The organism is Leptolyngbya sp. BL0902 (assembly GCF_016403105.1).
Lineage (GTDB): Bacteria > Cyanobacteriota > Cyanobacteriia > Phormidesmidales > Phormidesmidaceae > Nodosilinea.
Genome location: NZ_CP046155.1, coordinates 1,263,095 through 1,276,972 on the forward strand (window position 1 = coordinate 1,263,095; position 13,878 = coordinate 1,276,972).

13 protein-coding genes are annotated in these 13,878 nt (G+C 58.8%); 3 read left to right on the forward strand and 10 right to left on the reverse strand.

The features are described from left to right. Positions 1-75: 75 nt before the first annotated feature. Together GFS31_RS05700 and GFS31_RS05705 are read left to right on the forward strand one after the other, a co-directional pair. Positions 76-612, forward strand: coding sequence for a DUF3038 domain-containing protein (locus GFS31_RS05700; RefSeq protein ID WP_198807263.1), 537 nt, complete (start codon positions 76-78; stop codon positions 610-612). A 36-nt stretch (positions 613-648) separates the two neighbouring features. Continuing rightward, on the forward strand, positions 649-2,100 hold the full coding sequence (locus tag GFS31_RS05705; RefSeq protein ID WP_198807264.1) for a DUF4335 domain-containing protein: 1,452 nt from the start codon (positions 649-651) through the stop codon (positions 2,098-2,100). Here GFS31_RS05705 and GFS31_RS05710 read toward each other — a convergent pair whose 3' ends face one another. The 5 genes from GFS31_RS05710 to GFS31_RS05730 form a co-directional block, all read right to left on the reverse strand. Next, positions 2,101-3,300: an adenylate/guanylate cyclase domain-containing protein gene (locus GFS31_RS05710; protein ID WP_198807265.1), complete on the reverse strand. Its 1,200-nt coding sequence runs from the start codon at positions 3,298-3,300 to the stop codon at positions 2,101-2,103. It abuts the gene before it with no gap. Between the two features lie 382 nt (positions 3,301-3,682). Next, positions 3,683-4,234, reverse strand: a complete 552-nt coding sequence (locus GFS31_RS05715) for a DUF4126 domain-containing protein (RefSeq protein WP_198807266.1) — start codon at positions 4,232-4,234, stop codon at positions 3,683-3,685. Between the two features lie 225 nt (positions 4,235-4,459). Next, a complete protein-coding gene (hrcA, locus tag GFS31_RS05720; protein WP_198807267.1) occupies positions 4,460-5,539 on the reverse strand; it encodes a heat-inducible transcriptional repressor HrcA in 1,080 nt (359 codons plus the stop codon). A 122-nt stretch (positions 5,540-5,661) separates the two neighbouring features. Further along, a complete protein-coding gene (locus tag GFS31_RS05725) occupies positions 5,662-6,147 on the reverse strand; it encodes a 2Fe-2S iron-sulfur cluster-binding protein (protein WP_198807268.1) in 486 nt (161 codons plus the stop codon). 268 nt (positions 6,148-6,415) lie between these two features. Continuing rightward, complete coding sequence (locus GFS31_RS05730; RefSeq protein WP_198807269.1) at positions 6,416-7,231, reverse strand: hypothetical protein; 816 nt, start codon at positions 7,229-7,231, stop codon at positions 6,416-6,418. A 192-nt stretch (positions 7,232-7,423) separates the two neighbouring features. Between GFS31_RS05730 and GFS31_RS05735 the strand changes: the two genes are divergently transcribed. Further along, a complete protein-coding gene (locus GFS31_RS05735; protein ID WP_225907579.1) occupies positions 7,424-8,452 on the forward strand; it encodes a LysR family transcriptional regulator in 1,029 nt (342 codons plus the stop codon). Positions 8,453-8,518: 66 nt separating this feature from the next. Here GFS31_RS05735 and GFS31_RS05740 read toward each other — a convergent pair whose 3' ends face one another. The 5 genes from GFS31_RS05740 to GFS31_RS05760 all read right to left on the reverse strand — a co-directional run bounded on the left by GFS31_RS05740 (position 8,519) and on the right by GFS31_RS05760 (position 13,783). Continuing rightward, complete coding sequence (locus tag GFS31_RS05740) at positions 8,519-9,247, reverse strand: Crp/Fnr family transcriptional regulator (RefSeq protein WP_198807270.1); 729 nt, start codon at positions 9,245-9,247, stop codon at positions 8,519-8,521. 354 nt (positions 9,248-9,601) lie between these two features. Further along, positions 9,602-11,119, reverse strand: a complete 1,518-nt coding sequence (locus GFS31_RS05745; RefSeq protein ID WP_198807271.1) for a glycosyl hydrolase family 57 — start codon at positions 11,117-11,119, stop codon at positions 9,602-9,604. A gap of 239 nt (positions 11,120-11,358) precedes the next feature. Further along, positions 11,359-11,895, reverse strand: coding sequence for a hypothetical protein (locus GFS31_RS05750; RefSeq protein ID WP_198807272.1), 537 nt, complete (start codon positions 11,893-11,895; stop codon positions 11,359-11,361). A gap of 66 nt (positions 11,896-11,961) precedes the next feature. Further along, entirely contained in the window at positions 11,962-12,750 is a 789-nt protein-coding gene (locus GFS31_RS05755; protein WP_198807273.1) for a hypothetical protein, read from the reverse strand. Between the two features lie 394 nt (positions 12,751-13,144). Continuing rightward, positions 13,145-13,783 (reverse strand): Uma2 family endonuclease, encoded by a 639-nt coding sequence (locus tag GFS31_RS05760; RefSeq protein ID WP_198807274.1) that lies wholly within the window; start codon positions 13,781-13,783, stop codon positions 13,145-13,147. Positions 13,784-13,878 lie beyond the last annotated feature (95 nt).

A 13,878-nucleotide genomic window follows, 5' to 3' on the forward strand; every position in this document is an offset into this window, starting at 1 on the left:
GAGCGAGCGTCTCAGCCAGGGTCAAATGTTGAGCCCCAGGGTGGCCAAAATACCGGACATTCACTAGGGCAACCGTTGGCCCATTCTGCGCCGACGCCCCAGCAACTCCAGAGCATTAAGGCCCAACTTGATCTGGTGTTGTTGGCCCTAGAATCGTTGACGGGCGTGGGTTCTGAGGCGATGTTGGCGGCAGCAGCGAGCTTGGGCTTATCGGAACTGCTGAGTGATCGGGTCAACCTCTGGCGGTTGCGGCAATCTAGCCCCCTACGCAAGGGTCAAGGCCGTAAAAAGCTTGATATTGACGAAGCCCGTGCCCTGGTGTTGGTGATTACTGATCTCGCCCAGGCCCACCAGGCCACCATTCGTCAGGCCGTCGCCCAGCTCGAAGATGCCCTCGACCAAGGCCGTCCCCCCCACCGGGTAGCCATTCTGGGCAACTACCTAGATGCCTTCGCCAATGCCTACCAAGAGCGGATGGAAGCCGACCCAACGCCGACCCCCGACGACCTCAATGCCCTGGCCCTAAAACTGTTGATTGATCTGCTGTTCTATGGCGGCTCAGGTGGATCTCGAAAACTCTGGCTCACGCTCCTAGATCGTTCTCAAACCTAGCCCTAATGCCCGGTTCTTAACTCCCAATCCCCTTCCATGACCACCGCTGTCTCCCTTTCCTCCTATGACTATGCCGCTGGGGCCTGGACCCTGCGGCTGACGGGGCAGGTGTCACCGTTGACAGCGCTGACGGAACGGGTGGTGCTGCGGCGATTGCGGTTTCACTTGCGATTGCAGGAGGAAACCCTTGAGGCCCAGACTACAGCCCCAATTCCCCCCAAGGCAACCCGTTTTGAGTGGTCGGGGCCAGGGGCAGACTTAGCGGATCTTACCCAGCTTGTTCAGGGGTATGTGCAGCGATATTTGGCCAGTCCAGACCTAATCCCAGCAGCGACCCTGCGCCAAGGACAGATGGAACTGGCTCCGATAGGGCCAACGCGCCATCGTTTGACCATGGCCGATGCGGCGACGGCAGTGAACCTATCGATCCTGCATCTAGCCGATCTGGCGGCGGTCCTCGCCCAGGCCGATCAGGCGGTGGATGTACTGCCTGAGGCCCTAGCTCCGGCGCGGCCACATCGAGAACGGCGTCTGCGCCCCCGGCGACTGCCCCTGTGGACGGGATCGGTGGCGGCGGTGCTGGTGGCAGCGGTGTTGGGCAGTCAGTGGTTAGGCCAAATGACTCTGACGACGCAGCCAGTACCTAGCCCCACAACAGCAACCCTGCCCCCTCCCTCGGATCCTGTTCCTCTGGCCAGCGACGAAGCCAGTGATGAGGCCAGTGATGAAGCTAGTGATGAGGCTAGCAATGAGTTGGCAACCGAGGCCGATCCCGCAGTCACTCCGGCCCTGGAGGGAGCTAGGCTCCGAGGAGCAGAACCGTCTACCGGGGGGGATAGCGAGGAGCCCAGTCTAGGAGGAGCAGGCACCGCTGAGAGCGTTCCTGAATCAAGACCACCGACCTCCCTACCCCGGCCCCCTAGATCCCTAGACCGTCCGGCAGCTTCAGAAGCGCCCCCTCCGGCCAGTCCTTCTGCGCCTCCCCCGGCGGATCCCCGGCCTCCCCAGCGTCCGGCCCGCCTACCCCCCGACCGCCCTGCGCCTCCGGCTGGGGAAGCGCCTTCGGTGGCTCGTACGGCCCCGATGCCAGAGGCGTCTGTTCAGCCCGATCCCCTCGCCGCTGCGCCCCTAGCGGCGGAGCCTCCCGCTGGCATTACGGCGGCTGAAGCAGAATCCGATCCCCTCGCCCCTGACGACCTCGCTACGGGGATCACCGCTGTGCAGACGGCCCTAGAGCAACGGTGGCAGCCCATTCCAGGGATGGCATCGCCCCTGCGCTACCACCTCACCTTGGGGCCAACGGGGGAAGTGTTGGCCTGGGAACCCCTCACCGCCGCCGCTCGCCAATACCTGGCCCAGGGACATCTCCCCCAGGTAGGAGAAGTGCTGCCGAAGGTGAGCCTGCCTGACACCATCCTCCTGAGAGTTGACCTAGGGCCCTCAGGAGCGGTAGAGGTGGCTCCGGAGGCAGCAGCCCCAGGGCGTTGATCAGCGTCGTCCGACGTAGTGATAGATTTTGAGATAGCCTCGGCCCTTGACCAGCACCCGTCCGGCAGCCTCGAAGTGGTAGAGGTGCTTAACCCGCCGATAGGTTTCCTCCGTGACCTGAATTTTGCCCGGTTGGCCTTGAGACTCCATGCGGCTGGCGATGTTGACCGCGTCGCCCCAGAGGTCGTAGCTGAATTTTTTGATGCCAATCACCCCAGCCACCACGGCCCCCGTGTTGATGCCAATCCGAAGCTGGAAGGCTTGGCCATCACTGCGGGCCATGCCAGCGGCGGCGATTTGCATGGCTAGGGCCATCTCCATAACGGCTTCGGCATGGTCTTGGCTGGGCAGGGGCAGCCCCCCCACCACCATGTAGGCATCGCCAATGGTCTTGATTTTTTCGAGCTGGTAGCGATCCGCCAGTCGGTCAAATTCAGAAAAGACCTGGTTGAGCCAGTTGACCAAGCTGAGGGGGCTGGTTTGGGCGGCGAGGGGCGTAAAGTTGACGATGTCGGCAAAAAGGATGGTCACATCATCAAAGCGATCCGCCAGGGAACCCTGGAGCTGCTTGAGTTTTTCCACAATGGCCTTCGGCAAAATGTTGAGCAGGAGTTGTTCAGATTTTTGCTGCTCTAGGCGCAGGGCTTCCTGGGCCTGTTCCCGCTCCTTCATTTCCTGGTGCAGTTTGTCATTCTGGGCCTGAAGCAATTCTGCCTGCCGCCGCAAGGCCCGCTGAAGATCGGAGAGGAGCTGGGTTGGCCCACCGGAAGCAATAGCCCGCTGGGTCTGTCTCTGTAGGCGGCGGAGCAGCGCGTAGGTATTCACCTGCACCCGCAGTCGCGCCACAATCTCCTCAACCCCCAGCGTGAAGAGGATGTAGTCGGCCACGCCACTGTCAAAGGCCATGAGTCTGGGGGCAGGCGATAGATCGGCCCCTAGAACAACGATGGGAATAAAAGCCGTCTCGGCCCGCTGCTTCCAGGCTTGGCAAAGCTGCTGTTCGGTAGCCGTAAAGCTCGGAACCGACAGAACAATGACATCGGGCAGGGGGAGTGTAGCCGATAGATCGACCACAGCAGGGCCACAGGACACCCCAAACCCCTCAGCCGACAGCATTTGGATCAAATCTGGCGAGGCCGCAAGGCCGCAGTCGGCGATCAGGATCGTACCTGAAAGACTCTTGGGGAAAGGCTCGTTCATGCAGAGTTTGGACTCACCATGGCAATGGGGGGACGGAAGGCTTTCCCCGTGGGCCAATGCCCTAGGGGCAAGGACAGCGGCTCACCCCTCCAGGGTGATCACTGGCGCAGGAGATTCCGGCTGAACCATGGTGCGACGGCTCCCGTCCTTGTTGTTATCCTGCCTTAGCTTACCGAGGATAGCTACTGAATCCGGGCAGAGTTCAAGATTTTCTGTTAGAAACAGCTAGCGTTCCCCCAGGCTAGGCTGTCTGACCCCATTGAGGGAGACGACATGGAGGAAAGCGACACCGTAGTGCCCTGACTCTAGGTGATCCCGGTGGCAGGGAGAGCTAACATCCCTCAGATCTGGCCCCTACGCCGATGCATTAGGGTGTCCTGCCCTAGCGTCGTCGCGACCAGTTCTGCCACACGTAGGAGGTGCGAATCACCAGCCACAGCAGCAGCAGGGCAATCAACCCACCCTTGCGCGGGGCATCAAAGGTGAGAAAGGCCAGCATGACACACAGCCCATCAATGACAAAAAACAGCCAGGCTGGAGGCCGCTTGGGCCGATAGAACCAACCCACCTGCAAGAGCTGAATCACTAGGGCTAAAAGTGCTCCCACCACCGCCGTAATCACGGTGATCCAGGGAGCTAAATCCAACGTGCGCGCCACGGCAATAGCCGCTAAAACCGCCACCCCAGGGCTCAGGATCAGCTCCGCAATTTGAAAAATGCGCTGTTTATAGCTGTCCTTCGACAGCATTAACTCCGCCGCCGACCAACTGACCAACACCCCAATGCAGAGGGTGGGGGGCAACTGCGACAGCAGGGGGACGTTACCCCACAGTTTTTCCCCAGACATCAGGCCAATGATCAGCAGCGGCAGGGCCACTCGGAGCCCCGTCGCTGCTGCAATGGAAAGAATCGCCAGAATTTCAGTAATTAACACGGATGTGTGTCCTATCCGTAGCACCCACGTTTACTATGCCCTGGAGGTTTGAGGAATGCACGGGGTCAAGGGGCAGAAATGGAAGAAATCGTGAATGAAAATGTCAGAAATAGCAGATAGCCTGGAAAATCAACGCCTTTTGGGCTGAATAGTCGATGCTCTCAAGGGAAAAAGCTGGGATTAAACGATGATGGGACAGTCCAAGGCTAGGGTCTAGGCTGGAGCCTATTGACCCAGGGCATTGGAGAGGTAGTCGGCGGTAGCCTGCACCACGGCAACGGCGTTTTCGTAGACCATGCGAGTTGGCCCCAAAACGCCCACCGTGCCTAGGGATAAATCCTGCTTGGTGTAGTTTGAGACCACCAAGGCGCAGCCCTGCATCGGTTCAATGGGGTTTTCTGAACCAATCCACACCCGCACATTGGAGGACGAACTGGCGGGGGCGGGCGGTGCGAAGAACAGCGGCCACAGTTGCGATTGCTCCTCCTCCAGCAGCCGCACGATGGACTGAATCCGCTGGGCTTCGGCAAATTCCGGCTGGCGCAGCACCTCAGCGAGGCCACTCATTAAAAGCTGGGTGGTGCTGGGGGCTTGGGAGCGCTGGGCTAAATCGAGGATGGCCTGTTCCAGCATCGCTCCATAGCGCTGAAAGTCGAGGTCAAGGTGGCTCCAGTCTAGGCCCGCCACATCGGCTAGGGGGCGTCCGCGCAGGTGTTGGGTCAAAAAGTTGGAGAGAATATCGAGTTCTCGCCGTTCCGCATCGTCGCCTAGGGTAGAGGTGATCTCCGTGGGCAGCTTGAGCACTACGGATTGGGTGGTGAGGGAATCGAGCAGCACCAGGAGGAGTACCTGGCCTGCCTCCACCTGCACCAACTGGATATGGCGAATCAGGGCCGCGCTGGCCTGGGGCACCGTAATCAGGGCGAGATAGCCGCTCACCTGAGCCAAAATTTGGGTGGCTTCCTTCAGGAGGGCCTCCAGACTCCATCCGGCCCAGCCCAGTTCCTCCGAGAGCAGGGCGTCCACCTTTTGCCCCAAGGATCCGGCGGGCTGCATCAGGCGATCCACGTAGAGCCGATAGCCAAAATCCGAAGGCACCCGCCCCGCTGAGGTGTGGGGCTGGTAGAGGAGGCCGTATTTCTCCAGGCGACCCATGGTGTTCCTCACGGTGGCGGGGCTCACCTTGAGGTTATATTCCTGGACGATGGCCCGTGACCCCACGGGCTCGGCGGTGGCAATGTAGTGGCGCACCGTAGCCTGGAGCACCTGCTCGTGGCGGCTGGTTAGCGGAGGGGCGGCGTCCATAGGGGGGAGGGCGTTTAGCTCAACAGGGACTTTGCCTTACCATAGCAGATGCGTCCATCGACCTGGTATCAGGGGCGACTCCGTGGGGGGCGGGCTCCTCATGGGTATCTAGGCCGCAAAACCTAGGAGTCTGAGCTTTGGGTGAAGAACTCACCCACTTTGAAGCTGGCCGTATCCTCCAGTTGCTTGAGGACAGATCGGGTAATCAGCTTGCCCGTCTCCACCAGCACTTCCCCGGTAATGGGGTGCAGGAGGTCTTGCTCGGCCCGCCGCCCAATCAGCGCCTCAATGTCTTGGAGGGAGTTGACGTACATACCGGGCGGCAACTCCACCACCACACCGTTGCCAATCACGCGGGACTGACAGGCCAACCGAGAATTGGGCTTGCAGGAGGTAATTACCTCCAGGGTGCGCTGTTCGCGACGGTTGATGGGGGTGAGGGCTTCCATGCCCGACTGCACATAGATGTGGCAGGTGGCGCACATGCCTCGGCCACCGCATTCCTTTAAGACATCCAGCTCCTTATTTAGCAGCACCGAGAGCAGGTTGCTATTGGTTTCGATGGAGGTTTCTTGGGCAATGGGCTCTAGGCGAACGGTTTTAACCATGGGGACTGTTCTACTCCGGAATCAGGGGAATCTGGAAACCAGTGAAAGGGGCTATCTTACGATACTGCAAGGTTTCGGAATGGTTATCGGGAAATTGGGCGGCGGGCGGCGGGAATCAGTCGGCGGGAATCGGGACAATCCTAGGATGTATGACGCCAAGGCAAGGCGTTGCCAATGTGCAGCCACGCACCACGGCCCATCATCAGCGAGTGAGCGGACGGACGCAGGGCACATTCACCTAGCTATGCACCACCGTCGAGGGGCAGACCTAGGGTGATGACTCCTGATTGCCCACCAGTAGCGCCACCTCCTGGGGCGATAGGGTGCCCCCCTCTCCCACCATGCTCTTGAAGTTGCGGATGGTGCGGCTACCCCGATCTAAAAAGGCATTCACCCAGTCGCGTACCCACTGCTGCTGCTCTGGAGTGATGGTTTCAGCGGCGTTGGGCAGGGCAAAATGACCATCTTTTTGAATTTCAAACTGAGCCAGCCAGGGTTGATCGGGGCGAGACTGTTTCCAGGTGTTGGCCACAATGATTTTGCCGAGGTACTGGGTAGCCCCGTCGCTGAGGTGGTTCATCGCCGCCAGCAGATCCGCCACGCTAACCGCCGTGATCCCTGGGGAAGGCGAGGCTGCTTCCGTGGGGATCGCTACCGGGGCACCGGGGAAAGGAGTGGATCCATCGGGGTTCATCGAGCGGCTGTTGAGGGTGACACAGCCCGCCAGCAGCCGGAAGGTGGAAACGGCATTGTGGGGTTCTTCCATCAGGGTCTCGGTGAGCTGCCGGATGGCGGAACGGTAGGTGTTAAAGGCCATTTGGTCGGCCATGAGCACCAGCAGAATCAAGCCCTCGTCGAGCTTATAAATATGGACAAGCTGGTGAGTAAACCGAAAAGAAAAGGTGTCAAACCCGGCGGGGATCGTCTCAATCACCTGCTGAATCCCTTGGGCGAGGGCATCCTGCTGGCCCGTATTGAGCTGAATATCGGGGCCAAAGAAAAAGGGCCGATTCCGACCGTCGATCAGGCCAATGCCCGATAGACCGGGTAAATTCAGGAAGTTCTGAATAACCTGACGTTTCATAAATCCTTGGGGTATCCTGCCATTTTCTTTCTGGGAGTGTCCCGAAACAAGTAATCTAGGGATGGCGGCCTGATCGCCTAAGTCATCCCCCGTGGCCATCGTTGATCAGGGGTGAAGCATGGCTTAGCCGCTGCCCCATCGGTTCTGTTGCTTGTTGGCGTTTCAGCACTCCTGACGTTAGGGTTAATGCCCATGTCTGACCTTCCTTTCACCCTCGACCAACTGCGTATCCTCAAAGCCATTGCGGCGGAGGGCAGTTTTAAGCGAGCGGCAGATAGCCTCTACGTGTCCCAGCCAGCGGTAAGTCTTCAGGTGCAGAACCTAGAGCGCCAGTTGGATGTGCCCCTGTTTGACCGAGGTGGTCGGCGGGCTCAGCTCACCGAGGCCGGACATTTGCTGCTCAGCTATGGTGATCGTATTCTTAGCCTATGCCAAGAAACTTGTCGGGCGATTGAAGATTTACAAAACCTACAAGGAGGCACCCTAATCATCGGGGCCAGCCAAACTACAGGCACCTACCTGCTGCCCCGGATGATCGGCATGTTTCGCCAAAAATATGCCGATGTGGCGGTACAGCTCCATGTCCATTCCACCCGCCGCACCTCTTGGAGTGTGGCCAATGGGCAAATTGATCTGGCGATTATTGGCGGCGAAGTTCCCCCTGAGCTCCAGGACTCCCTAGAACGGGTGCCCTACGCCGAGGATGAACTGGCCCTGATTCTGCCCATGCACCATCCCCTGGCCAGCCAAGAGGTGATCCAGCGGGAGGATCTCTATAAGCTGCACTTTATTGCGCTAGATTCTCAGTCCACCATCCGCAAGGTGATTGACCAGGTGCTCACCCGCTGCGGCATCGAGACCCGTCGTCTCAAAATTGAGATGGAGCTGAATTCTATTGAGGCGATTAAAACGGCGGTGCAGTCGGGTCTAGGAGTGGCCTTTGTGTCCAACTCCGCCATCGAAAAAGAGTTGCAGATGGGGGTTCTGCATCGGGCCAAAATTGACTCAGTGGTGGTAAACCGTACCCTGTCGGTGATTTTTAACCCCAACCGCTACCGTTCCAAAGCCGCCGCCGCCTTTACCGAGGAAATTCTGCCCCAGTTCACCAATCTGCCCCTCAACTTCAAGGCCATTAACGCCGATAAAAATGGCAGCAAATCCCCAGCTCTGGGCGAACTCTACGCTAACGGCAGCGCAGCTAGCCCTCCGCCCTCCGCCTAACCCGCTCCATGCCTTCCTTCAGCGAGAGAGGGCTACCCATGGGGATAGGGCTTTCTCGTTGCAGCTCTAGGCTTCTTGGCGGAAGCTCATTTGGCTGGCTGGGATGGCAATCAGGCCGTCTTTGTAAATGTGAATCAGGTTGTGCTGGCGCAGCTTGCCCATGAGCCGGGTAACGGTGACGCGGGTGGAGCCGATGGCGCTGCCGATTTGGGCATGGGTGAGCGTCCAGGGTAGGTAGTAGCCCGATTCGCAGGGTTCGCCAAATTCTTCAATCAGCAGGGTAATAAAGCCCAGCAGCCGATCAATGGTGCGCCGCTGTCCCAGGGTGCTGAGCCACAGCAGTTTGCGCTGGTGTTGATACCGGAAGGCATCGAGCACTTCGCGGCGGAAGTGGGGCCAGTTGTCGAGGTCGCTCCAGTAGAGCCAGATGACGGTGGTGTTATCGGCATGGGCAAAGCTCTGGAGGCTAAAGGGCGACTGGGCCACAATTTCAAAGGGCTGTCCGGCCCCCACAAACCCCAGAAACGCTTCTTCGTTTCCAGCGAGGCTCAGGCCCCCGCCGCCCCTTTCATCGTCACCATCGGCCTCAAGGTCAGCCCCGGCATCGCTCAACAACTGGCTAGTACCCACCAAGCGCACCGCCCCTCGCTCTACTAGGTACAGGAGCCCTGCACGGGTTGGGATGCGCTCATCTTTGTTGAAGGATCGGGATCGATAGTGATCCTGGGCCCAGTCAGTAATGCGCTGCCAGGTTAGAAAAGGGCGCGGGTTGTCGGAATGGGTGGATAGCAGCATAGGATGACAGACGGGTGGAAGTGCAAAAAATTGACAGGGAGCACAGCCGGAAACCCAGTCATAGAACGGCAGGGAAACCGTGACCACCAACAGTAACCTGGATTTAGCCCCACCTCCCTAGCAATGTTGCGCCATGGAAACCGTCCCCTGGAGGCCCCGCTGCGTCCATAACGCTGTAGCGACCTCCCGGTGAGACGAACCTTCTGGGCTGGCAAACGCCGCCGTTGACTGAGGCAAATTCCAAGAAACAAGCTTGGGTGTCTACTATTGTAAACTATCTCCAGGCTTCCCTAGGTCTCTGTTTACCGTATTTTTACGGAAGACTGAAACTGTTAAGGATGATACTGCTTGCGCCTATCGTTCTATGGAGGCTGGGAAGTCGTGGGTGAGGATAGCCTGTCCACGCTGGTAGATTTCCTGGGCGTAGTCCGTCCAGGCTCCTTGGCCCCAGTAGCGAAAGCAGCTCGTTTGCAGCAGTAGATGGTGCAGCAGAGCGTTGCGGTAGCGATACTGACGCTCTAGGGGTTCGCTGCCGTCGGGGATAGACGACTGGCGGGCCATGGTGCGGTGAAACTCGGTGCTGAGGCGTTCCATCGGCCCCATGATGTTTGCGTAGCCCTGCACCCAACTGCGGTCGTTCGTCCAAGATCCGCCCTCCATGGAAAAGCGGTTATCTTCGGTACGGAGTTCCTGAATCGCTGCGGCCATGGCTTCAGGGCCAACTTGGTCGCCCATTTTCTGCCAGAGCCGATGTTGCCCCACGGCCTGACAGACGGGGAACTGGCTGGAATCTACCCCTGCCGCCGCCAGCAGTTCTAGGTATTCTGTCCCGTTAAAAGCCACAACACCGCACCGCCCGCCGCCCTGTTCCCGCATTTCGTGCCAAGACCGCATAAAGGCGCTAGGAAATTCGTTCATCATCACGCCGCCGTTTTCGCCGTCGCTAATTTGCGTCACCAAGGGCGGCACAGTGGCCGCACCCAGGGTCTGAGGCTGGAGCGTTTTGGCTTCCCAATAGGGCTGCATTTGGGCTACCAGCTTGGTGTCGGAGCCCTGGGTTTTGATTAAGACCGTAATGTCCGCCGTTTCCCCCTGGGCATTGCGGGAGACCAGGCGATGGGGCAGGTGGGGCTGGCTGATGCCTTGGCCTTCGGGGGTTTCCACGGTGTGTTCCTGCACCAGCAGCCAGCGATAGCCGCAGTCCTTCAGGGTTTTCACAAAGGCGTAGAGCACATCGGGATGGTTGGGCAAGTGCATCTCCGGCGGCGAAAAGCCCCGCACTCGGCTGAGCGCTTCTAGGCCAAAAATCGCCGCAAAATGGTGTTGCCAAGCCCGAATATGCAGCTTTAGATCGGGGATCGGCGTGGAGGGCACCACTGCATGGCCCCAGCAGGTGCCTAACCATTCCACGTAGGGTTGATAGGTTGGGTTGCAGGCCAGACGGCGCAGTTTTTCCAAAATATCTTGCCGCCCCATGTGCTGAAAGCCCCACAGCAGCGTGCCGGAATAGTCCAGCATCACCCTGGGGTTACAGCCTTGGTTCACCAGTTCAGGAATGAAATCTCCTAGACGGGCATAGCAGTAGGCAAAGGGGCCTGCGTTGTGGTTATCCCCCTCGTAGGGGTGCTCGAACATGTATTGCAGATGGTTGATTAGTTCTCCCTTGGCCCCCGCCGGAATCGTGGGCTGGTGCATGTGCAGGGCAATGGCAAACCCGGCAGACACGTCATCCAGCGCAAGGTTGGTGTGGGGTAGAAAAACGGGCGCATCCGAGGCCAAGGCGGCATCTATGGCGGCGTCCCAGCCAGAAAGGATGGGCAGTCCATCCTGAAGGGGCGGGATGGGCGTTGAGGGTAGCGTGGCGCTGGTCATAGGCAAATTGTGAAGACAGTGATGGGTATGCGCCTGCCTGAAGGCTACTTTTAGTGTGGCACTCGTTGGGCCTTCTTTACCAGAACCCAACGACCCCCACGAATTTTGACCAGCCCCGCGCCAAAGCAATGGGGAGTCTTGGTGCAGCGACCGAGTGGCACCGATCACAACTACCCCACCCCCATCAGAGGCTCAATCTTCTCTAACGGTAAGGGTGGCAACTCAATGGGGGCAAGGCACTAGGGGCTGCTTAGGGGAACGTGGCTGTACTCCCATGGCTGGGGTGTCACCATCGCCCAAAAGCCAGGACAGGAGGGGGCCAGGTGAGGAAACACCAAACCTGCCCCTTGCCGATAGACCTGACCGCAACTGGGGTAGATGGTATCCGTGGTGGGGCTGGGTTCTCTGAGATTAACCACTCGGTGCTCGTAGGTGCCGGGGCTCCCTGCCGATGGAGATCGCGTCACCATGTAGGTGTCTTCTCCCTCTTGCAGCAAAGCCACGCATTGATCGCAAATAAATTCGCCGGGGCTTTCCCGAAACACAAAGTTGCCTGGGAGTTGGTAGGCTCCCCCTTGGTCATCGGTGAGGAATACCGCTGAGCTTTTTTCGAGGGTGCCGTCGGCGTGCATCACCTCTTTCAGTTGGAATACATAGCGATAGGCGGTGCCGGGGAGGGTTTCTCCGGGTCTGATGCTGCGAAAGGCTAGGGATCGGTCGCCCACGCGATACCCCCCAACGACCAGCGCCACCACCGTCAGGATCGCTGCACCCAATGCTTTTCCGTTCACAACCCAGGGCCTCGCTATCGTTACTCTTAGCATTCCCAGGTTAAAGAATTTCTAGTCCTCGCGGCTAGGATCGTCGCCCGCATCGCAGGACGTATCGCCATCGAAGGCGCTATCATCCCCACCCTCGCAGGAGTCAGACGGACTGGGTTCCACGTCGCGGGGATCGCGATAGCCATCCCGCAGGCTGCCCAGACCCCAATCGTCGTCTGAGAAGGCATACAGCCCTTGGCTACGGCTCTTTTTGTTGGCGCTCAAGACTTCTGTTCCGGTGGCCGTATAGCCACAGTAGCGGCAGGTGCGATGGATAATGGCCTCCCCCGGACGGCTAGGGGTCGGTTTAGTGAGGGTCTTTTGGTGGGTAATGGCCATGGTCTTGTAGTGGCAGCGGGGGCACTGGGTGACTAGGCGACTGGGAGCGGCAAAGCGAAACACCTTGCGGCGCGTACATTGGGGGCAAATCGCCACGCTGTAAAAGACTGAGTCTAAATCCGCTTCGATCTGCTGGGCCGGATTCAGATAAGGTTTAGCCGCCTTGCGGTTGTACAACGTGGTGAGCACGCCACAGATATCGCACGTGGGACGATGCTTATACGACCAGTGTTGTAACAACCAGAAGATGATTCCCCCAAGCAGCCCAAAGAGAATAATCGGCAGCAAGGCGAGGATGATCGGCAGTAGAAGACTCAGCAAAAGCAAAAGAAGCGTCAGCCATGCCATCGGATCATCCCACGGTATCGGCTCGCCAAATTCAGGTTCGCCGAACTCCGGATCGGTGTCTGGGGTAGCGGGAGCCTGCACTAAGCCAGGGAAAACCTGAATCTGCCGATCCTGAGTGGCCACGATAGGGATCACGAAGTCTTCAGCCCGCACCAGCCCAGTTTGCCCGTCGGTAGCTCGTAGGACTAGAGTTGTTCTGTCCTGATCCGCCCACCCTCCGCCTTGGGGAACAATTCCCCAAGCCAGCGTGAGACTGAGGCCAGCTAAGATCAGAAAGCCTTTCGGTCGGGAGACTAGGGAGCGTCGGGGCATCGATCCTCCTAGGGCCGCTGGGGGCTGGGTTGTAATTCATCCGACCGCAAGGGGCAATAGGGCCGGATTTTTGCAAGATAACCTACACCCGCTGATACTGTCCATGCTGGCAGGATTGCATAGTCAACCAGGGTTAACGATAGGCAACGACTCGTTTTCAAAAGCTTTGGGGCTAACCCCTGATAGATAGGCCGCTGACCGTTCGCTAGGGCTGCCCCACCAACCCCTGCTTGAGGTCACGAATGGCGGCACTGGAGTTGCGGTCGTAGGCGATCTGAACACAGCGGGTGATGATCGCAGACAAGTCCACCCCTGGAAAGAACTGGCTTTGGGTAATGAGGTGATAGCCCGCGTCCTGAAACTGATACATCATAAGTTGCTGATGCCTGTAGAGCCAGACTTCCGGCACCCGAAAGGGCACATAATCCTGCACGTCCGAAAAGCTGGTCACGTCCACTTCAATGACTAAATCCGGGGGTGGATCCTGCTGCCAATCAATTCTGGTTTTGCCCGATATGGCCTGCCAATTCTCGATGTAAAAGCAGTAGTCCGGCTCTAGACCGCTGATTTCTGGCAGTGTCATCGTCACCGGAGTAAAGGCATCGTAGTCTTGGTTCCGATGGTCGAGCAGGGCTTTTACGATATCGGCGATCAGGTTGGCATCGCGCCCGTGCACAGGCAAGGGAGACATCAGCAGCACTTCTCCAGGACGGTATTTGAGGCGTGGCAGGGTGCCATCGCCCCGCTGATCGCACAGGCGTTGATACTCCGGCCAAGTGGCTGGCAACCGCACCACCGCCCCCGCTGGCAACTTAATGCTTTCGGGCGAAACCAAAGCGAACATAGTGGGCGCATCCCCAACGCAATCTACCGCCATCATAACGACAAAAAATCCCTGGGATTTGAGACAACCCCAGGGACGTATCCGCTACACCGTGG